Origin of the sequence: Actinotalea ferrariae CF5-4, assembly GCF_000603945.1 — a bacterium.
GTDB lineage: Bacteria > Actinomycetota > Actinomycetes > Actinomycetales > Cellulomonadaceae > Actinotalea > Actinotalea ferrariae.
Window position 1 is genome coordinate 1 of sequence record NZ_AXCW01000020.1, and the last position, 19,537, is coordinate 19,537.

General features: G+C 74.2%; 22 protein-coding genes. 12 read left to right on the top strand and 10 right to left on the bottom strand.

The features are described from left to right. Both N866_RS03050 and lpdA read right to left on the bottom strand, forming a co-directional pair. Window positions 1–1,093: biotin/lipoyl-containing protein (locus tag N866_RS03050; protein ID WP_034222449.1), on the bottom strand; the 1,093-nt coding region annotated here is incomplete at its 3' end. 25 nt (window positions 1,094–1,118) lie between these two features. Continuing rightward, window positions 1,119–2,498, bottom strand: coding sequence for a dihydrolipoyl dehydrogenase (gene lpdA, locus N866_RS03055; protein WP_155855178.1), 1,380 nt, complete (start codon window positions 2,496–2,498; stop codon window positions 1,119–1,121). A 145-nt stretch (window positions 2,499–2,643) separates the two neighbouring features. Here lpdA and N866_RS03060 point away from each other — a divergent pair, with 145 nt between their 5' ends. Beyond that, the gene (locus N866_RS03060) at window positions 2,644–2,985 is read left to right on the top strand and encodes a hypothetical protein (protein ID WP_034222453.1); all 342 of its coding nucleotides are present in this window, start codon (window positions 2,644–2,646) and stop codon (window positions 2,983–2,985) included. A gap of 65 nt (window positions 2,986–3,050) precedes the next feature. Here the strand turns inward: N866_RS03060 and N866_RS03065 are convergent, their stop codons facing one another. Next, a complete protein-coding gene (locus tag N866_RS03065) occupies window positions 3,051–4,526 on the bottom strand; it encodes a leucyl aminopeptidase (protein WP_034222456.1) in 1,476 nt (491 codons plus the stop codon). Between the two features lie 66 nt (window positions 4,527–4,592). On the opposite strand from N866_RS03065, the gene N866_RS03070 reads away from it, so the two are divergent. The 5 genes from N866_RS03070 to yczE are packed head-to-tail and all read left to right on the top strand — an operon-like array spanning window position 4,593 to window position 7,350. Further along, window positions 4,593–4,952, top strand: coding sequence for a hypothetical protein (locus N866_RS03070; protein WP_034222518.1), 360 nt, complete (start codon window positions 4,593–4,595; stop codon window positions 4,950–4,952). Further along, window positions 4,949–5,392 carry a hypothetical protein gene (locus tag N866_RS03075; protein WP_034222459.1) on the top strand — a complete coding sequence of 148 codons (444 nt, stop codon included), beginning with the start codon at window positions 4,949–4,951 and terminating at the stop codon, window positions 5,390–5,392. The genes N866_RS03070 and N866_RS03075 overlap by 4 nt, the downstream gene beginning before the upstream one ends. Before the next feature lie 20 nt (window positions 5,393–5,412). Next, complete coding sequence (locus tag N866_RS03080; protein WP_081802274.1) at window positions 5,413–6,471, top strand: quinone-dependent dihydroorotate dehydrogenase; 1,059 nt, start codon at window positions 5,413–5,415, stop codon at window positions 6,469–6,471. Further along, window positions 6,468–6,677, top strand: a complete 210-nt coding sequence (locus tag N866_RS03085; RefSeq protein ID WP_034222465.1) for a hypothetical protein — start codon at window positions 6,468–6,470, stop codon at window positions 6,675–6,677. The genes N866_RS03080 and N866_RS03085 overlap by 4 nt, the downstream gene beginning before the upstream one ends. Before the next feature lies 1 nt (window position 6,678). After that, on the top strand, window positions 6,679–7,350 hold the full coding sequence (gene yczE, locus N866_RS03090) for a membrane protein YczE (protein WP_052022317.1): 672 nt from the start codon (window positions 6,679–6,681) through the stop codon (window positions 7,348–7,350). A 7-nt stretch (window positions 7,351–7,357) separates the two neighbouring features. Here yczE and N866_RS03095 read toward each other — a convergent pair whose 3' ends face one another. Beyond that, a complete protein-coding gene (locus tag N866_RS03095; RefSeq protein WP_034222467.1) occupies window positions 7,358–7,957 on the bottom strand; it encodes a DUF3043 domain-containing protein in 600 nt (199 codons plus the stop codon). Window positions 7,958–7,996: 39 nt separating this feature from the next. Here N866_RS03095 and N866_RS03100 point away from each other — a divergent pair, with 39 nt between their 5' ends. After that, entirely contained in the window at window positions 7,997–9,409 is a 1,413-nt protein-coding gene (locus N866_RS03100) for a dipeptidase (protein ID WP_052022318.1), read from the top strand. A gap of 6 nt (window positions 9,410–9,415) precedes the next feature. Here N866_RS03100 and N866_RS03105 read toward each other — a convergent pair whose 3' ends face one another. The 3 genes from N866_RS03105 to nadA form a co-directional block, all read right to left on the bottom strand. After that, the gene (locus N866_RS03105; RefSeq protein WP_034222470.1) at window positions 9,416–9,967 is read right to left on the bottom strand and encodes an acyl-CoA thioesterase; all 552 of its coding nucleotides are present in this window, start codon (window positions 9,965–9,967) and stop codon (window positions 9,416–9,418) included. Window positions 9,968–9,990: 23 nt separating this feature from the next. Beyond that, the gene (locus N866_RS03110; protein WP_034222475.1) at window positions 9,991–10,590 is read right to left on the bottom strand and encodes a DJ-1/PfpI family protein; all 600 of its coding nucleotides are present in this window, start codon (window positions 10,588–10,590) and stop codon (window positions 9,991–9,993) included. A gap of 63 nt (window positions 10,591–10,653) precedes the next feature. Then, window positions 10,654–11,889, bottom strand: coding sequence for a quinolinate synthase NadA (gene nadA, locus N866_RS03115; protein WP_034222478.1), 1,236 nt, complete (start codon window positions 11,887–11,889; stop codon window positions 10,654–10,656). Window positions 11,890–11,966: 77 nt separating this feature from the next. Here nadA and N866_RS03120 point away from each other — a divergent pair, with 77 nt between their 5' ends. Together N866_RS03120 and erpA are read left to right on the top strand one after the other, a co-directional pair. Next, entirely contained in the window at window positions 11,967–13,151 is a 1,185-nt protein-coding gene (locus tag N866_RS03120) for a glycerate kinase (RefSeq protein ID WP_034222524.1), read from the top strand. Window positions 13,152–13,279: 128 nt separating this feature from the next. After that, the gene (erpA, locus tag N866_RS03125; protein ID WP_034222480.1) at window positions 13,280–13,630 is read left to right on the top strand and encodes an iron-sulfur cluster insertion protein ErpA; all 351 of its coding nucleotides are present in this window, start codon (window positions 13,280–13,282) and stop codon (window positions 13,628–13,630) included. A 15-nt stretch (window positions 13,631–13,645) separates the two neighbouring features. Here the strand turns inward: erpA and N866_RS03130 are convergent, their stop codons facing one another. Both N866_RS03130 and N866_RS03135 read right to left on the bottom strand, forming a co-directional pair. Continuing rightward, on the bottom strand, window positions 13,646–13,981 hold the full coding sequence (locus N866_RS03130; protein WP_081802271.1) for a sulfurtransferase TusA family protein: 336 nt from the start codon (window positions 13,979–13,981) through the stop codon (window positions 13,646–13,648). A 25-nt stretch (window positions 13,982–14,006) separates the two neighbouring features. Further along, entirely contained in the window at window positions 14,007–15,146 is a 1,140-nt protein-coding gene (locus N866_RS03135) for a cysteine desulfurase family protein (protein ID WP_034222483.1), read from the bottom strand. A 271-nt stretch (window positions 15,147–15,417) separates the two neighbouring features. Between N866_RS03135 and ctaC the strand changes: the two genes are divergently transcribed. Genes ctaC through N866_RS03150 form a run of 3 tightly spaced genes read left to right on the top strand, consistent with a single transcriptional unit; the run spans window position 15,418 to window position 18,553 of the window. Continuing rightward, the gene (gene ctaC, locus N866_RS03140) at window positions 15,418–16,326 is read left to right on the top strand and encodes an aa3-type cytochrome oxidase subunit II (RefSeq protein ID WP_155855180.1); all 909 of its coding nucleotides are present in this window, start codon (window positions 15,418–15,420) and stop codon (window positions 16,324–16,326) included. Next, on the top strand, window positions 16,326–18,158 hold the full coding sequence (gene ctaD / locus N866_RS03145; protein WP_034222486.1) for an aa3-type cytochrome oxidase subunit I: 1,833 nt from the start codon (window positions 16,326–16,328) through the stop codon (window positions 18,156–18,158). The genes ctaC and ctaD overlap by 1 nt, the downstream gene beginning before the upstream one ends. After that, window positions 18,155–18,553 (top strand): cytochrome c oxidase subunit 4, encoded by a 399-nt coding sequence (locus tag N866_RS03150; RefSeq protein WP_034222489.1) that lies wholly within the window; start codon window positions 18,155–18,157, stop codon window positions 18,551–18,553. Before ctaD ends, N866_RS03150 begins: the two co-directional genes overlap by 4 nt. Window positions 18,554–18,868: 315 nt before the next feature. Here the strand turns inward: N866_RS03150 and N866_RS03155 are convergent, their stop codons facing one another. Further along, window positions 18,869–19,498 (bottom strand): superoxide dismutase, encoded by a 630-nt coding sequence (locus N866_RS03155; protein WP_034222492.1) that lies wholly within the window; start codon window positions 19,496–19,498, stop codon window positions 18,869–18,871. Between the last annotated feature and the right edge of the window lie 39 nt (window positions 19,499–19,537).

The following is a 19,537-nucleotide window of genomic DNA, read 5'->3' on the forward strand; positions in this document are numbered from 1 at the left end:
TCTCCGCGGCGAGCTTGCGCACCAGCGGGGTGAGGTAGCCCCCCGCCGGTGCGCCGCCGGACGCTGCGGACGGCGCCGACGGCGCGGCCGCAGCGGCCGACGGTGCGGACGTGGGCGTCTGCTCCCGCGCCGCGGCCTGCCCCGGGGCCTGCGTCTGCTCCGGCTTGGCCTGGGCGGCCTGCGACGGCTGAGGCGCCTGGACCTGCTCGGCCGGAGCCGACTCGGCCTCCGGGCCCGGGCCCCCGTAGTCCCCACCCTGCTGCTCGTCGGCACTCTGCTCGACCGCGTCGGCGGCAGCGGGCTGCGGAGCGGACGCCTCCTCCGGCGCCGTGGCAGGCGCTCCGCCCGCGGAGCCCGACCCGACCCGGGCCAGCACGGCACCCACCTCGACCGTCTCGTCCTCCTGGACCAGGATCTCGGTCACCGTGCCCGCGAAGGGCGAGGGGATCTCGGTGTCGACCTTGTCGGTCGAGACCTCGAGCAGCGGCTCGTCCACCTCGACGGTCTCGCCGACCTGCTTGAGCCAGCGCGTGACCGTGCCCTCGGTGACGCTCTCGCCGAGCGCCGGGAGGGTGACGTCCTGCGCGTCGCCGCCACCGCCCTGCGCGTCGCCCTGACCGGCGACCGCGGGGGCTTCCTGGGGGGCGGCGGCCTGCTGCGTGGCCTCGCCCTGGCCGCCGGCCGCGTCCGGCTCCTCGACCGGCCCACCCGAGGCGTCGTCGGTCACCTCGTCGGGGACCTGGGCCGCCTGCTGCTCGGCCTCGTCCGCTGCGCCGTCGGACGCCTCGGCGCCGCCGGACGCCTGGGCACCGTCGGACTCCTCGGCCCCGCCGCCGTCCGAGACCGAGGACTCGCCGGCCGCGCCGATGACGGCGAGCGCCGCTCCGACCTCGACGGTCTCGTCCTCCGGCACCAGGATCTCCAGGAGCGTCCCCGCGTAGGGGGAGGGGATCTCGGTGTCGACCTTGTCGGTCGAGACCTCCAGCAGCGGCTCGTCCACCTCGACGGTGTCCCCGACCTGCTTGAGCCAGCGGGTGACGGTGCCTTCGGTCACGCTCTCGCCGAGCGCCGGCATCAGCACGGAGTCAGACATGACCTCGCGTCTCCTTCGGGTGGGGTCAGTTGTGGGCGTGGAGGGGCTTGCCGGCCAGGGCCAGGAAGGCCTCGCCCAGCGCTTCGTTCTGCGTCGGGTGGGCGTGGATCAGCGAGGCGACGTCCTCCGGGTACGCCTCCCAGTTCACGACCAGCTGACCCTCGGCGATGAGCTCTCCGACCCGAGCGCCGATCATGTGGACGCCGACCACCGGCCCGTCCTTCTGCCGCACGAGCTTGACGAAGCCCGTGGTGCCGAGGATCTGGCTCTTGCCGTTGCCGCCGAGGTTGTACTCGAGGGTCTGGACGGCGTCGTCGCCGTAGGTCTCCTTGGCCTTGGCCTCGGTGAGGCCGACCGAGGCGACCTCGGGCTCGGAGTAGGTCACGCGGGGGATGCCGGACTCGACGATCGGGGCGGGGTTGAGGCCCGCGATCTCCTCCGCCACGAAGATCCCCTGCTGGAAGCCGCGGTGCGCGAGCTGCAGGCCGGGGACGATGTCGCCGACCGCGTAGATGTTCCCCACGCCGGTGTGGAGGCGCTCGTTCGTGATGACGAAGCCGCGGTCCAGGGTCACGCCCTGCTCGCCGTAGCCCAGGCCGTCCGTCCGCGGCCCGCGGCCGACGGCGACGAGCATGATCTCGGCGTCGAACGTCTTGCCGTCCTCGAGGGTGACGTGGACGCCCTGGTCGTCCTGGGTGACGCCCTGGAACCGGACGCCGGTGGAGAACTGGATGCCGCGCTTGCGGAACGCCCGCTCGAACGCCTTGCTGATCGCCGGGTCCTCGTTGGGCACGAGGTTCGGCAGGGCCTCGATGATGGTCACGTCGGCGCCGAAGGACTTCCAGACGCTCGCGAACTCCGACCCGATGACGCCGCCACCGAGGATGATCACGGACTGCGGGACGCGGTCCAGCGTGAGCGCCTGGTCGGAGGTCATGACGCGACCCTCGATCTCCAGCCCGGGCAGCGAGCGGGAGTAGGAACCGGTCGCGAGGACGACGTTCCGGCCCTGGTACCGCTGGCCGTCCACCTCGACGACGTCCGTCCCGACGAGCCGGCCGTAGCCCTCGACGTAGGTCACGCCGTGCGCCTTCACCAGGCCCTGGAGGCCCTTGTAGAGGCGGCCGACGACGCCGTCCTTGTACGCGTGCACCTTCGTGATGTCGATGCCCTCGAACGTGGAGCGCACGCCGTACTTCTCGCCCTCCCGGGCACCGTCGGCGAGCTCCGCCGCGTGCAGGAGCGCCTTGGTGGGGATGCAGCCCCAGTGCAGGCAGGTGCCGCCGAGCTTCTCGGCCTCGATCAGGGCGACGGACAGGCCCAGCTCGGACGCGCGCAGAGCGGTGGCGTAGCCGCCGCTCCCTCCGCCCAGGACCACGATGTCGAAGACGGGGTGTTCTGCCACGATGCGATGCTCCTCCGGGAGACGGCGGGTGGGACGCTCCGGTCATCTTGTCATCACCCGGAGACGAGCGTGAACCTGAGAGGCCCGAGCAGGGCACGGGACCCCGCCAGTCATCCTATGAGTCCCGTCGCCGTACCCTGGACGCATGCGCTTGTTCCGACGACGGCGGGTCGCCGCGGCCGACAGCCCCGCCGCCCCGCCGGACGCGGACGCCCGGCGTGCGACCCGGGCGCACCTCGCGGACTTCGTGCGCACGCGCGTCGGTGTGGAGGCCTACCTCGAGCCCGCGACCCGGTTCCAGCAGACGACCGTGCTGCTCGTCGCGACGACGGGGGAGTGGACGCGGCGGCGGGTCCCCGACCACCGCGCGGCCCGCGAGATCGCCCGGGAGCTCGCGATCCCCGTCTACGACGTCCAGTTCACCGGGTACCCGCAGCGGATGCGCGACTGGAACTCCCGGCAGCGCGCCCGCGCCCGCGGGCGCTGAGGAGCAGCGGCCGCTCCTCGCGTGCTGGGCGGCCTGCGACCGTGCCGGGCGGCCCGGGCGCTGGGTCAGCGGGACTCGAGCAGCTCCAGCAGCGTGCGCACCGCGACACCGGTCCCGCCGACCGGGGTGTAGCCGTGGGCTGAGGCCTCGTTGAACGCCGGACCGGCGATGTCCAGGTGCGCCCACGGCGTCGCGCCGACGAACTCGCGCAGGAACAGCCCCGCCACGAGCATCCCCCCGAAGCGGTCGCCGATGTTCGCGAGGTCGGCCACGGAGGACTTCAGCGACGCCCGGAGCTCCTCCGGCAGGGGCATCGGCCAGAACTGCTCCCCGGCGCGCTCGGCGGCCTCGACCACCGCACGGCGCAGGTCCTCGGTGCCCATGACGGCCGACACGCGCGTCCCGAGGGCCACGACCTGGGCGCCCGTGAGCGTGGCGACGTCGACGACGGCGTCGGGCCGCTCCTCGCACGCGGCCACGAGCCCGTCCGCCAGGACGAGCCGCCCCTCCGCGTCCGTGTTGAGGACCTCGACGGTCTTGCCGCCGTACTGGGTGATGACGTCCGACGGTCGCTGCGCCGTACCCGAGGGCATGTTCTCGGCCAGGCACAGCCAGCCCGTGACCTTGACGGGGAGCTCCAGGGCCGCCGCCGCCAGGACGGTGTGCAGCACCGCCGCGGCGCCTGCCATGTCGGACTTCATCGCCTCCATGCCCTTGGCGGGCTTGATGGACAGGCCGCCCGAGTCGAACGTGATGCCCTTGCCGACGAGCGCGACGCTGCGCTGCGCCCGCAGCGGGGCGTAGGTCAGCTTCACGAGCCGCGGCGGCCGGGCGGACCCCTGGCCCACCGCGAGCAGACCGCCGTAGCCGCCCGCCGCGAGGGCCTTCTCGTCCAGGACGGAGACCTTGACCTTCGTCCCCTTGGCCGCCGCGCGGGCGGCGTCGGCGAACGCGGCCGGGAAGAGGTCGACCGGCGCGGCGTTCACGAGGTCGCGGGTGCCGTGCACGGCCGTGGCGACCGTCGTGGCGCGCGCGACCGCCTTCTTCGCCGCGCCGTCGCGGGCGAGCGGGGTGAGGAGGCTGATCTGCTTCACGGGCGCGGTGGCGCCCGCGCGGTAGCGGTCGAAGACGTACGCCCCCAGCAGGGCTCCCTCCGCCACGGCCGCCACCTGGGCGACGTCCTCCGCGGGCAGGGCGAGCGCGACGGACCCGACGCCGCTCAGGCCGCGCGTCGCGCACCCGGCGGCGCGCCGCAGCGCCTCGGTGGTCGGGACGGCGTCGTCGTCCAGCGGGCCGACGCCGACGACGGCGAGCACCTGCGCGGCGAGGAGGTCGCCGGCGGGCAGCCGGCGCAGGGCGTCGACGTCGCCGCTGATCCCCAGGACCTTCGCCGAGCCGGTGACGAGCGCCACCACCGCGTCCGGGAGCCCGGCGGCGCCGACGACGCGGACCCCGCCGTCCGTGGTCGGGGCGACGCCGACGACGAGCACGTCGGCGTCGAGGCGGGAGAGGTCCTTGGCGGTGAGCGTCAGTGCGGGCACGCGCCGATGGTAGCCGGGGTGGGTCCGGCGACCGCCCGTGGACGGCGCGGCCGTATCCTCGTCGGCGTGTGGACACCCCTCGTGCTGGTCACGGCGCTCGCCGCGGCGGTCGTGGCGGCCTGGGCCGCCTGGCGGACGGTCCGTGACCGGCCCGTCGTCCTGCGCCAGCTCGTCGCGTCCGGCGTGGTGGAGGCGCTCCTCCTCGTCCAGGTCTTCGTCGGGCTCGTGTCGGTCGCCCGGGGGAGCGGGCCGGCGGACGGCGCCACCTACTGGGGTTACCTGGTCACCACCCTGTTCGTGCTCCCCGTGGCGGCCGCGTGGGCGTTCGCGGAGCGGACCCGGTGGAGCTCGGTCGTGCTCCTGGTGGCGGCCGTGACGGTCGTGTTCCTGCAGTTCCGGGTCGTCCAGGTCTGGAGCGGCGCGTGAGCGCTCCTCAGGCCGACACGGGCGGTCGCACCGCGTCCGGACCGGGGCGCGCGCTGGTCGCCGTCTACGGCGTGCTCGCGGTCGCCGCGACGTTCCGGTCCGGCGTCCAGGTGCTCCGGGACTTCGGCGCCGCGCCCGTCGCCTACTCGCTCTCCGCGTTCGCCGCGGTGGTCTACGTCGTCGCCACCCTCGCGCTCGCCCGCGCCGGGGGGCGGGCCCGGCGCGTGGCCTGGGTCGCCGTGGGGATCGAGGCGGTCGGGGTGCTCGTCGTCGGGACGCTCTCGGTCGTCCGACCCGACCTGTTCCCCGACGCGACCGTGTGGTCCGCGTTCGGCGCCGGCTACGGCTTCGTCCCCCTGGTGCTGCCGGCCCTCGGCCTCTGGTGGCTCGCGCGCGGACGGGGCGGTCGTCCCGCCCCGGCGGAGCGGCCCGACCGGTAGGTTCGGCGTCTGTGTCCACGCTGTACCGCCTCCTCTTCCGCCACGTCCTGCGTCGCCTGGACCCCGAGCGGGCCCACGAGCTGGGGTTCGCCGCCGTCCGGCTCGTCGCCGCGGTCCCGCCGCTGCGCGTCGTCGTCGGGCTCCTCCTCGGCGGGCGGACCCGTCCCGGCCTCCGCGGCGCGCCGCGGCCGGACCGCGCGGTGCACGTGCTCGGCCGGGACCTGCCCGGGCGCTTCGGGCTCGCCGCGGGCTTCGACAAGAACGCCGTCGGGGTGCGCGGGTTGCGCATGCTCGGCTTCGCCTTCGTCGAGGTCGGCACCGTGACGGCGCTGGGCCAGCCCGGCAACGAGCGCCCGCGGCTGTGGCGCGTGGTGGAGGACCGCGCCGTCCGCAACCGCATGGGGTTCAACAACGAGGGAGCCGACGCGGTCGCGCAGCGCCTGCGGCGCGTCCGCGACACGCCGTGGGGCCGCGAGGCGGTCATCGGCGTCAACATCGGCAAGACCAAGGTGACGCCCGAGGCGGACGCGCCGGCCGACTACGCGGCGAGCGCGCACCGGCTCGCCCCGTTCGCCGACTACCTCGTCGTCAACGTGTCCTCCCCGAACACGCCCGGCCTGCGGGCCCTGCAGTCGGTCGCGAGCCTGCGGCCGATCCTGCTGGCGGTCCGGGAGGCGGCCGACGACGCCACGGGCCCGCGGCACCGCGTCCCGGTGCTGGTGAAGATCGCCCCCGACCTCGCCGACGAGGACGTCGACGCCGTCGCGGACCTCGTGCTCGAGCTGGGGCTGGAGGGGGTCGTGGCCGTCAACACGACGATCGCCCACGACCTGGGCGAGGGAGGGCTGTCCGGGCCGCCGGTCCTCGCCCGCGGTCTGGCGGTCGTGCGGCGGCTGCGCGCACGCCTCGGACCCGACGCGGTCGTCATCGGCGTGGGCGGCGTCACCACCCCTGCCGACGCCCAGGCGTACCGTGAGGCCGGTGCCGACCTCGTCCAGGGGTACACGGGGTTCATCTACGAGGGCCCTGCGTGGGCCGGGCGGATCAACCGGGCGCTGGCCCGACGGGAGGGACGATGAGCGGTCCCCAGTGGACCTGGCAGTTCCTCGCGGCCGACGACGCCGAGGTGGACCGCCCCGTGAGCCCCGCCTTCACCAGCCGGTTCGACGCCGAGGCGTGGATCGGCGAGCACTGGCGCGCCGTCGCGGGGGAGGGCGTCGCGACCGCCCGCCTCCTGCACCTCGGCGCCGCCGTCGCACCCGCCCTGCCGCTGCGCAAGGGCTGAGGTGGCGGGGAGCGCGGGCGCGGCCCGTCGCGGCGGGCAGCTGGCCGTCGGGCTCGTCCTGTACGCGGCGTCCATCGCGGCGCTGGTGCGCTCCGGGCTCGGCAACATGCCCTGGGACGTCCTCGGCCAGGGCGTCGCGGTCCGGCTCGACGTGTCGCTCGGCACCGCCACCCTGGGACTCAGCGTGCTGGTGCTGCTCTGCTGGCTGCCGCTGCGACAGCGCCCCGGTGTGGGGACCGTCGCGAACGTCCTGGTCATCGGGCTGCTCGTCGACCCGTTCCTCGCGGCCCTCGCGCCCCTGCCGGACCCGCTCCCGCTCCCGCTCCCGGCGGCGGTCGCGCTCGCCGGTGGCGGCGTGCTGCTCAACGGCGTGGCGACCGCCTGCTACATCGGTGCCCGGCTCGGGCCGGGTCCGCGCGACGGGCTGATGACCGGGCTGGTCCGACGGACCGGCCGCTCGGTCCGTCTGGTGCGGTCGGCGATCGAGGTCACGGTGGTCGTCACGGGCTGGGCGCTCGGGGGGACGGTCGGCCTCGCGACGGCCGCCTACGCCCTCGCGATCGGTCCGCTCGTCCACGTCCTGCTGCCGCGGTTCACGGTGCCGGAGGCCGGTGGGCGCGGGGGAGAGCCCGCCGCGCCGGTGCGCACCGGCGAGCCGGGCCGGGCGGGGTGACGTCCGGTCAGGACGGGTACTGACCTCGCTTGACCTGCGCCCGCGGCAGGCGGCTGCGGCGGATCTGGAAGGCGCGGACGACGCCGTACATGAGCGTCCCGCGCGGCACCTCGCCGAACTTCGCCTCGACCCGGCGGCGCAGGATGCGCGACAGGATGAAGCCGTCGACGACCGTGACCAGGACCACCAGGTAGAGGACCGCCAGGGTGATGAGGCTCGCCACCGCGTCGTTGCCCGTCACCAGGATCGCGAACACCATCACGAGCGAGAACGGCAGGAAGAACTCCCCGAGGTTCCAGCGCGCGTCGACGTAGTCGCGGACGTAGCGACGGACCTTGCCGCGGTCCCGGGCGGGGAGGTTCGCCTCGTCGCCCGTGAGCATCGCCTGGTACTCGCGGTCACGCTGGGCCCGCATCGCGGCGCGCTGCGCCTTGGCCGCGGCCTTGCGGTCCTCGGGCACCAGCGGCCGGCGGCGGGCGGCCTCGGCCTCACGTCGGCGCGGCGTGGGCCGGCCCTTGCCGGACGCGGTCGCGCCGTCGGCGGAGGGGAGGGGCGGGACGGCGGCGGCGTCGGCCGCGGGGTCCTTCTTGCGGGAGGGGAAAGCCACAGGCTGAGGGTAGTGGAGCGCACGGGTAGCGTTCGGCGGGTGACCACCGAGCACCCCCCGCAGACCTCCTCGTCCCCCCACGGCCCGTCCACGGAGGACCTCCGTCGCCGCGTCGCCGCCGCCTTCCCCGCGCTGCGGGCCGACCTGGAGGCGCTGGTGCGGATCCCCAGCGTGTCCGCGCCCGCGTTCGACCAGGACCACGTGTCGGCGAGCGCCGTCGCGGTCGCGGACCTGCTGCGGGCCGCCGGCATGCCGGACGTGCAGGTGCTCACCGCCACGCGACCCGACGGCGTGGTGAGCCGTCCCGCCGTCGTCGCCCGGCGTCCGGCGCCCGAGGGCGCCCCGACGGTCCTGCTGTACGCGCACCACGACGTCCAGCCGCCGGGCAAGGACGAGGACTGGCAGTCCCCGCCGTTCGAGCCGACCGAGCGCGACGGTCGGCTCTACGGCCGGGGTGCCGCCGACGACAAGGCGGGTGTGGTCGCCCACCTGGGCGCGCTGCGCGTCCTGGCCGACGAGCTGGCGGTCGGCGTCACGGTCTTCGTCGAGGGGGAGGAGGAGATCGGCTCACCGGTCTTCGTCGACTTCCTGACCGCGCACCGCGACCTCCTCGCGGCCGACGTCATCGTCGTGGCGGACTCGACGAACTGGAAGGTGGGGGTGCCCGCCCTGACGACGAGCCTGCGGGGCCTCGTCGACTGCGAGGTCGAGGTGGCCGTGCTCGACCACGCCGTCCACTCGGGCATGTACGGCGGCCCGGTCCTGGACGCGCCGACCCTGCTGGCCCGCCTCATCGCCACGCTGCACGACGACGCGGGCGAGGTCGCCGTCGCGGGTCTGCTCCGCGCGGACGAGCCGGCCGTCGACATGCCGGAGGAGGCGTTCCGTGCGGACGCCTCCGTCCTGGAGGGCGTGCGGCTCGCGGGATCGGGCACCCTCACCGGGCGCATGTGGACCAAGCCCGCCCTGTCGGTCATCGGGATCGACGCGACCCCGGTCGCGCAGGCGTCCAACACGATCGCGCCCCGGGCGCGCGCCAAGCTGTCGCTGCGCATCCCCCCGGGTCAGGAGCCGGCCGCGGCCGCGGCGGCGCTGCGCTCCCACCTCGAGGGCCACGCACCCTTCGGGGCGCACGTCACCGTGACCGACGGCGAGCTGGGCAAGGCGTTCCGGGCGCCGGTCGACTCGGCCGCGATGCGGACCGCACGGCAGGCGTTCGCCGACGCCTGGGGCGTCGAGCCCGTCGACATCGGGGTGGGCGGCTCCATCCCGTTCATCGCCGACCTCCTCGAGGTCTTCCCCGAGGCGGCGATCCTGGTCACCGGGGTCGAGGACCCCGACAGCCGGGCCCACGGCCCGGACGAGTCGGTGCACCTGGCCGAGCTGCAGAACGTCGTCCTCGCGGAGACCCTCCTGCTGGCCAGGCTCGGAGCGCCCGGCGCCCTCGGCTGACCGCGCCTAGCGGGCGACGTCGCCCTCCGCCGGGCTGCGGTGGGCGACGTCGAGCGCGGCGGCCCACGCGGCGACGTCGTCGGGCAGGTCCGGGCTGGTCGGGTCCGCGCCGAGGAGCACCGCGACGTCCGGGGCGGGCACGCGGAACCCGGACCGGCCGAGGAAGCGGCCGGCGACCAGGCCGCGGGCGCAGAGCTCGCCGCGCCGGCGGAAGACCTGCTCCAGGTAGACGACGCGGAGGTCCCAGCCCAGGACGCGGCTCGTGATCTCCACCGGCTCGCCGAGCCGCAGCGACCGCCGGTACGTCATCGCCGACGAGGCGACGACCGGGTACCAGCCCTCCCGCCGCAGCAGGGGGAACGCGCCCAGGTCCGCGAGGAGGTTGCTCCGGGCGATGTCCATCATCTGCAGGTACACGCCGTTGTTCACGTGCAGGTAGAAGTCCAGGTCGGCCGGCCGGACCCGGGTGCGCGTCACCGACGGCTCGAGGATCGTCCGGCCGGGGACGGCGCGACGCGGGAAGGTGGACGCCAGGGTCAGCTGGATCTGTCGGCTCACCGCCGCGACGTTACCGGTCCGGCTCAGACGGGCGGTTCCGGGTCGTACTGGAGCGCGCGCCGGACCTGGCGGGCCGTGGCCACGGAGTCGAGCCGCGCGACGAGGTGGAGCGCCATGTCGATCCCGGCGCTCACCCCGGCCGAGGTCACCACGTCGCCGTCGTCGACGAACCGGGCCTCGCTGTCGAGCAGGACGCTCGGGTCGATCAGGGCGATGTCGTCGAAGGCGTCCCAGGACGTCGTCGCGGGGCGGCCCGCGAGCAGACCCGCGGCGGCGAGCACTCGCGCGCCCGTGCAGACGCTCGTGACGAGGGGCGTGGTGGCGCGCAGCCGGCGGAGCCAGGCGAGGTGGCCCGCGTCCGCCGCCAGGGCACGCGTCCCCTCGCCACCTGGGTGGACGAGGACGTGGAGCTGCCCGACGTCGTCCGCGCCGTGGTCGGGGACGATCCGCAGGCCCTTGGCGCAGCGGACCCCGTTGCCGTCGGGGGAGAACGTCACCACCGAGGGGCGCAGCGCGGAGATCTCGGCCCACGTGGCGAGGACCTCGTAGGGTCCCGCCACGTCGAGCTCCTCCGCGCCGTCGAACACCAGGACCCCCACGCGCAGCGGCTGACCGGTCACCACGGGACCACCTCCGTCCGTCCGTCCCCCGGCGGCGGCTGCGTCGTCGGGTCCTCCGCCCGGTGCCTAGAGCCCCGGGAGTGCGAGCATCTGGTCCAGGGCAACCCGGGCCCAGTGGGCGTCGTCGGCGTCGACGACGACGCGGTTGACCGTGCGGCCCTGGACGAGCGACTCGAGGGTCCACACCAGGTGCGGCAGGTCGATGCGGTTCATCGTCGAGCAGAAGCAGACCGTCGAGTCGAGGTAGTGCACGTCCAGCTCGGGGTGCGTCCGGGCGAGGCGGCGCACCAGGTTGAGCTCGGTGCCGATCGCCCACGACGACCCCGGCGCCGCGGCGTCCAGCGCTCTGATGATGTACTCGGTCGACCCGACCATGTCGGCGGCGGTGACCACCTCGTGCGTGCACTCCGGGTGGACGAGCACCGTGACGCCGGGGACCCGTTCGCGCACCTCGGCCACGTTGCGGGCGGAGAAGCGGCCGTGCACCGAGCAGTGCCCGCGCCACAGGACCATCCGCGCGGCCTCGAGCTCGTGCGGTGCGAGGCCACCGCCGGGCCGCCGCGGGTCGTACACGACGCAGTCCTCGGGCCGCAGGCCGAGCTGCAGCACCGCGGTGTTCCGGCCGAGGTGCTGGTCGGGCATGAAGAGGACCTTGCCGTCGCCGTCCTCGCCCCCCACCTGGTCGAACGCCCACCGCAGGGCGACCTGCGCGTTCGACGACGTGCAGACCGTGCCGCCGTGGCGCCCCGTGAAGGCCTTGATCGCGGCGGAGGAGTTCATGTAGGTGACGGGCACGGTCCGCTCGGCGACGCCCGCGTCGGAGAGAACCGCCCAGGCCTCCTCGACCTGGTCGATCGCCGCCATGTCCGCCATCGAGCAGCCGGCCGCCAGGTCCGGCAGCACGACCTTCTGGTCCGGGGCGGTGAGGATGTCGGCCGACTCCGCCATGAAGTGCACGCCGCAGAAGACGACGTGCTCCGCGGCGGGACGCGCGGCCGCCTCGCGCGCGAGCTTGAACGAGTCCCCGGTGACGTCGGCGAACTGGATGACCTCGTCGCGCTGGTAGTGGTGGCCGAGGACGAAGGCGCTGTCCCCGAGGGCCGCGCGCGCCGCCCGGGCCCGCTCGGCGAGGTCCGGGTCGCTCGGCGCGGGAAGGGCGCCCGGGCACTCCACGCCCCGCTCGGAGGCGAGGTCCCGGCCCTGCCCGAGCAGCAGGAGCGCGGACGGTGCCGGCTCCTCGAACCCCCCGGTCGTCGGGGTGGTGCTGGTCGCGGCGCCCGAGGCGCTGGTCGCGGTGCTCACGGTGGGAAGTCTTCCACAGGCGTCCCGCGGGTGGTGGGGACGACGACGGGCCGCGCGGGGTGCGGCACGATGACGGGGTGCGCATCCTCGTGGCCCCGGACCGCTTCGCCGGCCTGACGTCCGTGCAGGCGGCGGACGTGATGGCGGCCGGCTGGGCGACGGGCGCCCCGCACGACGTGCTGACCCGACTGCCCCTCTCCGACGGCGGGCCCGGGTTCCTCGAGGTCGTGCGGGCCGCCTGCGACGGCGAGCTCGTGCCGGTCACCGTCGAGGGCCCCGCGCAGGTGGCCACGCCCGTCCCCGTGCTCCTCGTCGAGGACACGACCGGGGTGACCGCGTACGTCGAGGCGGCGCTCGTGCTCGGCCCGCACCTGCTCGCGCCTGCGGACGCACCCGACCCCGGCGCGACGGGCTCCGCGGCACTGGGCCGCCTCCTGCGCGTCGTCCGGGACAGGGGAGCCCGGCGCGTGGTCGTGGCGGTGGGTGGCGCCGCGACGCACGACGCCGGGGCGGGGTTGCTGGCGGGGCTCGGCCTGCCGTCCGGGGCACTGGAGCGCGGAGGCTCGTCGCTCGCGGACCTCTCGCGCGGGGACCTGGAGGGCCTAGCGGAGCTGCGCCGGGAGTGGGCGGAGGTCGACCTCGTCGCGGCGGTGGACACCGACGTCCAGCTGCTCGGCCTGCACGGTGCCAGCGCCGGGCTGTCCTCGGCCAGGACGGTGACCGCGGAGCGGGCGCAGGCACTGGAGGGTGCTCTGAGCGCCTTCGCCCACCTCGTCGGCGACGTCGTGGCCCAGGACACGGTCCGCCGGGACCTCCTGCTTCCGCGCGGGGACGGGCGCGAGCACACCCGGCGCCTCACCCAGCTGCCCGGTGCGGGCGCAGGTGGCGGCCTGGGGTTCGCGCTGGCCGTCCTCGGGGGGCGGCTGCGGGCCGGTGCGCAGGTCACGGCGGAGGTGGTCGGTCTGGCTCGACGGGTGGCGGACGCGGACCTCGTGCTGACGGGGGAGCAGGAGCTCGACGGGCACTCCCTGCACGACGGCGTGGTCGCGGTGGTGGCTGCCGAGGCCCTGCGCACCGCGGTGCCGGTCGTCGCCGTCGCCGGACAGGTGCACGCCGGGCGCCGGGAGTGGGGCGCAGCGGGCCTGGCGGGGGTCTACGCGGTCCACGAGCGCCCGGGCTCGGCGCCGCGGGGACAGGACGGGGACCTCGCGGCGGCGCTGGGCGACCGGGTGGCGCGCGTGGCCCGGACCTGGTCGCGCTGAGGTCCCACGCCCGAACGGCCCACCCTCGGCCCAGGTCCCACGCCGGGGGTCGTACCCTGGACGGGAACACGGGCGGGCCGGTCGTGCGTTGGCACGGAGGACAGCCCCCGAGATGCTGCGGAGACACGATGAGCGAGACCACCCAGACGTCGACCCACGGCGTGATCCTGACCGATGTCGCCGCCGGCAAGGTGCGCACCCTGCTGGAGCAGGAGGGCCGCGACGACCTGCGGCTCCGCGTGGCGGTGCAGCCCGGCGGGTGCTCCGGCCTGATCTACCAGCTGTACTTCGACGAGCGCCTGCTCGACGGCGACGTGACGAAGGACTACGACGGCGTCGAGGTCGTCGTCGACCGGATGAGCGTCCCCTACCTCGAGGGCGCGACGATCGACTTCGCGGACACGATCGAGAAGCAGGGCTTCACGATCGACAACCCCAACGCGGGCTCGTCCTGCGCGTGCGGCGGCTCGTTCGCCTGAGCGCCGACGCACCTCTCAGGACGGGCCGGCACCTGCGGGTGCCGGCCCGTCCTGCGTCCCGAGGAGGACGCTGGTCCGGCCCGGCCCGGGGGGTGCAGCCTCGCCCGGCTCGTCGGCCTCGACGCGGTGTCCGCGCATGCGGGCCCACGCGGGGATGTCGTGCGCGGCCGCCGGGTCGGTCCACAGCACCGTGACGCGCGTCCCGGGCCCGAGCCCGCGCGCCACCGCCGCGAGCCGGATCACCGGCAGCGGGCAGGCGAGCCCCCGCGCGTCGACGACGACGCCCGCGCCCGGGTGGCCCGCTGCGCCCGTCCCGGCCGTCCCGCCGTCGTCCGGCCCGCCGCCGGTCACCGGCCTGCTCCTGGCGTCCACGCCGTCACAGCCCAGCCGCACCGGCGAGCCCGCGCACGTGGGCCACCGCCCCCGGGAGGACGTCGCAGAACCGCTCCACGTCGTCGGCCGTCGTCCGGTGGTGCACGGCGACCCGGACGTTCCCGTGGGTCAGGGCGCCCATCGCGGCGAGGACGTGGCTGGGCTCCTGCGCCGACGACGTGCAGGCCGAGCCCGAGCCGACGGCGAACCCGCGCCGGTCCAGCTCGCCGAGGAGGGTCTCGCCGTCGACGTACAGGCAGGAGAACGTCACGACGTGCGGCAGCCGCTCGACGGGGTCACCGACCACGTCCACGTCCGGTACCTCGGCGGCGACCCGGCGGCGCAGGAGGTCCACGAGGTCGCGCCGACGGCGGTCCGCCTCCTGCTGCTCGCGCAGGACGGCCTCGAGGGACACCGCCGCGGCGAAGGCCGCCGCGACGCTCACGCCGCCGGGGGACCACGGGTCCTCGTCCCCGGGCCCCACGGGCGTCGCCCGCGTGCGGGACCGCACGGCGAGGACGCCGACCCCCGCGATGCCGCCCCAGGCGGTCGGGTCCACCGCGAGGGCGTCCCAGTCCGCCGGCAGCGGCACCTGACCGGCGCTCGCGCCCGCGTCGACGAGGAGCGGCACGCCTGCCGTCTGCGCCGTGGCGTGCGCCGCCGGGACGGGCTGCAGCGTGCCGACCTCGCCGTTCGCGTGCTGGAGCGCCGCGACCGCCACACCCGGTGAGCGGACCGCCGCGTCCCACGCCGCGAGGTCCACGCGCGCCAGCGCGTCGACGGGCACGGTCGTCAGGGCGTCGGGCTCGAGCGAGCGGGCCGCCTCGTGCACCGCGGCGCGCTCGACCGCCGAGGCGACCACACGGTGGCCGGTGCGCCGTCGTGCCCGGGCCAGGCCGAGGACCCCGGCGTGCAGGGCGGCGGTGTGGGACGCGACGAGGTGCACCTCCTCGGTCCGGCAGCCCAGGGACCCGGCGAGGGACTCCCGGGCGCTCTCGAGCAGCAACCGCGCGCGCCGGCCCTCCGCATGCAGGCCGCGCGGGTCCGCCCACCCCTCGGCCTCCGCCGCCAGCCAGGCCTGGGTCGCGGCCGGATGACGAGGGGCCGGGCCGGCGGCGTCCAGGTACACGCGAGGTCCGTCCACGAGATCACCCTAGGCGGGCGCAGGGGTGAGGCCGCTGGTCACCGCGGCGGCATCGCCCCTGAGGTGCGCCTGAGAGGTGTCCGCCGCGACCGACGCGCCAGCCGTCGGGCGCCGGAGGGTTCCGTGCCGCGACCGCGATACGCTGCCCCCGATGAGGACGTAGGTCCCGGGTGCGGCTCTGCCGTCCGGAGCCCCGCCACCCCGCGCGGCAGGTCGATGCGGGACCGGGATCCGGGTGTTCGTGCTCGGGACGAGCGACAGAGAGGCGCGTGTGGACGTGCAACACCCCCGACGCCGCCGCTGGGGCGCAGCCAGGACCTCGGTCCTGGCCGCCGCGGTGGCGATCGCCGCGACCGGATGCTCCGCCGAGGCTCAGCGAGGCTGGCTCCCCGGCAACGACGACGGTACGCAGGTCACCAACCAGACCGAGCGCGTGACGAACCTCTGGGTCGGCTCGTGGATCGCCGCCCTGCTGGTCGGCGTCCTGGTCTGGGGCCTGATCCTCTGGTGCGTCGCGGTGTACCGGAAGCGCAAGGACGACGACGTCCTGCCGGTCCAGCTCCGGTACCACGTGCCGCTCGAGATCATGTACACGGTCATCCCTGTCCTCATGATCGGCGTCTTCTTCGCCTACACCGCGCGCGACATGTCGGCGCTGGAGGACACGAGCGCCGAGCCCGACCTCACCGTCGAGGTCTACGCGAAGCAGTGGAGCTGGGACTTCAACTACCTCGACGAGGAGGTCTGGGACACCGGGGTCCATGTCGACGACATCGGTGCCCCGGGCAACCCCGAGACGCTCCCGACGCTGTACCTGCCCGTCGGCGAGCGCGTGGAGTTCCACCTGCGCTCCCGTGACGTGATCCACTCGTTCTGGGTGCCGGCCTTCCTCTACAAGAAGGACATGTTCCCGCAGGACATCCGGGTGTTCCAGGTCGTACCGACCGCGGAGGGCGTGTACGCCGGCAAGTGCGCGGAGTTCTGCGGCGAGCACCACTCCGGGATGCTCTTCAACGTCGCGGTCGTCTCCCAGGAGGAGTACGACGCGCACATCGAGTCGCTGCGCGACGCGGGCCAGACGGGTCGTCTGGGCCCGGAGCTCGACCGCGACCAGAGCGGTGGCGACGACAACGCGATCCCGTCCGCAGAGGGCGGCGCCGTCGAAGGGACCGAGGACTGATGGTCGCGCAGATCGAGCACGTTCCCGGGCTGGCGCCGCGTCGCCAGACCCTGGGCCGCACGGTGATCAAGTGGATCACCTCCACCGACCACAAGACGATCGGGTACCTGTACCTGATCTCCTCGTTCTTCTTCTTCGCCATCGGCGGGCTGATGGCGCTCGTCATCCGGGCGGAGCTCTTCGTCCCCGGCATGCAGGTGCTGCAGAGCAAGGAGCAGTACAACCAGCTCTTCACGATGCACGGCACGATCATGCTGCTGCTGTTCGCGACCCCGCTGTTCGCGGGGTTCGCGAACGTCATCATGCCGCTGCAGATCGGGGCTCCCGACGTCGCCTTCCCGCGGCTCAACATGCTGGCGTACTGGCTGTACTTCTGGGGCGGCCTCATCGCTGTGGCCGGCTTCTTCACGCCGCAGGGTGCTGCCTCGTTCGGCTGGTTCGCCTACGCGCCGCTGTCGAGCACGACCTTCTCCCCGGGCCTCGGCGGGGACCTGTGGGTCTTCGGCCTGGCGCTCGGTGGATTCGGCACGATCCTCGGCGCGGTGAACTTCATCACCACGATCATCACCATGCGCGCGCCCGGCATGACGATGTTCCGGATGCCGATCTTCACCTGGAACACCCTGGTCACCGGCCTTTTGGTGATCATGGCGTTCCCGCCCCTGGCTGCCGCGCTCTTCGCGCTGGGCGCCGACCGACGGCTGGGCTCGCAGGTGTTCAACCCGGAGAACGGGGGCGCCATGCTGTGGCAGCACCTGTTCTGGTTCTTCGGGCACCCGGAGGTCTACATCATCGCGCTGCCGTTCTTCGGCATCGTGTCGGAGATCATCCCGGTCTTCAGCCGCAAGCCCCTGTTCGGCTACAAGGGCCTCGTCTACGCGACCATCGCGATCGCCGCACTGTCGGTGACGGTGTGGGCGCACCACATGTACGCGACGGGCGCTGTGCTGCTGCCGTTCTTCGCGCTCATGACGATGCTCATCGCGGTCCCGACCGGTGTGAAGTTCTTCAACTGGATCGGCACGATGTGGCGCGGCAAGCTCACGTTCGAGACGCCGATGCTCTGGTCGATCGGCTTCATGGTCACGTTCCTCTTCGGCGGTCTGACCGGGGTCATCCTCGCGTCGCCTGCCCTGGACCTCCACGTGACCGACACGTACTTCGTGGTCGCGCACTTCCACTACGTGGTTTTCGGCACCGTCGTGTTTGCGATGTTCGCGGGCTTCTACTTCTGGTGGCCCAAGTTCACCGGGCGGATGCTCGACGAGCGGCTGGGCAAGATCCACTTCTGGCTGCTGTTCTTCGGGTTCCACGCGACCTTCCTCGTGCAGCACTGGCTCGGTGTGGTGGGCATGCCCCGCCGGTACCCGGACTACATGCCGGAGGACGGGTTCACCTGGATGAACCAGCTCTCGACCGTCGGCTCGTTCGTCCTCGCCGCCTCGACGCTGCCGTTCCTGTGGAACGTGTACGTCACGTGGCGCAACGCGCCCCGTGTCGTCGTCGACGACCCCTGGGGCTACGGCAACTCCCTGGAGTGGGCCACGAGCTGCCCGCCGCCGCGCCACAACTTCACGTCGCTGCCCCGGATCCGGTCGGAGCGTCCCGCCTTCGACCTGCACCACCCCGAGGTCGCCGCGATGGACCACGTCGAGCCGGAGGCCGACGGGCCGTTCGACTGGGAGGCAGACCGCCGCGGGCAGACCGCGCTCGGTCGGGAACGCATGGCGACGGGTGGGGGACACCCGGAGCAGTCCTCCGCGACGATCATCGATGACGGGCCGCGACCTGAGGACCGTCCGGCCACCGACGACGAGGAGGACGCCCGATGAAGCCTGAGACGAGGCTCTTCGTCCTCCTCACGGCGTTCTTCCTCTTCATCTGGCTGGTGTACGGGTTCTGGAGCAGCTGGGAGCCGGTCGGTACGGCCGCCCTGCTCCTGACGGCGGGTCTGGCGGGCATGATCGGGTTCTACCTCGCGCTGGTGGCGCGGCGGATCGACCCCCGCCCGGAGGACGACCCGTACGCCGAGGTCGAGCAGGGCGCGGGGGAGCAGGGCGTGTACGCGCCATGGAGCTGGTGGCCGTTCGTCGTCGGCGTTGCGGCGGCCATCTGTTTCGCCGCCCTCGCGGTGGGCTGGTGGCTCTTCTACATCGGCCTTGCGGTCTCGGTCATCGCCCTGATCGGCTGGGTCTTCGAGTTCTCACGGGGGCAGCACGCCCACTGAGGCGGCAGGCGGCAGCCGCTGAGCCGCCCGATCATCACCGATGGGGCCGAGCAGAAGCTCGGCCCCATCGTCATGCGTACCGGGCCCGTCGGCGGCCCTAGGTGCGCGGCGTCGTGCGTACCGGGCCCGTCGCGGCCCCCACGTGCGCGGCGTCGTGCGACAGGCCTCCAGCGCGGTCCCCGAGGCCTGGGAGCGGCCTCCTGGGCCGCGCCCGGCCGCGCCTGGGCGGGCAGACGACGACGGCGCCGCCCCGGGGGGCGGCGCCGTCGGCGAACGAGCTGTGGCCTGGTCAGGCGACCGGGCGGTGACCCGCGATCAGTGGCCCGGGACGATGAGGCCGGCCGTCTGGGACCGGGCGCGCTCGAACCGCTGCGCGGCATCGGCCCAGTTGACGATGTTCCACCACGCCTTGACGTAGTCCGCCTTGACGTTGACGTAGTCCAGGTAGAACGCGTGCTCCCACATGTCCAGGAGCACGATCGGCACGATGCCGAGAGGGATGTTGCCCTGCTGGTCGTAGAGCTGGAAGATGCCCAGCTTCTGCCCCACCGAGTCCCAGGCCAGGATGGCCCATCCCGATCCCTGGATGCCGAGCGCGGTGGCCGCGAAGTGCTTCTGGAAGCCCTCGAAGGAGCCGAAGAACTCGTCGATGGCCGCGGCGAGCTCGCCGGTGGGCTTGTCGCCGCCGTCGGGGGAGAGGTTCGCCCAGAACGCGCTGTGGTTGACGTGGCCTCCGAGGTTGAACGCGAGGTTCTTCTCGAGGAGGTTGACGGCGTCGAACGACCCGGACTCCCGGGCCTCCGCCAGCTTCTCGAGGGCCGTGTTCGCGCCGGTCACGTAGGCCGCGTGGTGCTTGTCGTGGTGCAGCTCCATGATGCGGCCGGAGATGTGCGGCTCGAGTGCTGCGTAGTCGTAGGGGAGGTCGGGAAGGGTGTAGTCAGCCATGTGGTGCTCCTCCGGTCGGGTCGCCGCCAGGCGACGTCT

Coding starts and splice junctions, on each gene's coding strand:
- N866_RS03060 (WP_034222453.1), top strand. CDS start 2,644: ATGCGCTTGTTCCGACGACGGCGGGTCGCCGCGGCCGACAGCCCCGCC.
- N866_RS03085 (WP_034222465.1), top strand. CDS start 6,468: ATGAGCGGTCCCCAGTGGACCTGGCAGTTCCTCGCGGCCGACGACGCC.
- erpA (WP_034222480.1), top strand. CDS start 13,280: ATGAGCGAGACCACCCAGACGTCGACCCACGGCGTGATCCTGACCGAT.
- ctaD (WP_034222486.1), top strand. CDS start 16,326: ATGGTCGCGCAGATCGAGCACGTTCCCGGGCTGGCGCCGCGTCGCCAG.
- N866_RS03150 (WP_034222489.1), top strand. CDS start 18,155: ATGAAGCCTGAGACGAGGCTCTTCGTCCTCCTCACGGCGTTCTTCCTC.
- N866_RS03155 (WP_034222492.1), bottom strand. CDS start 19,498: ATGGCTGACTACACCCTTCCCGACCTCCCCTACGACTACGCAGCACTC.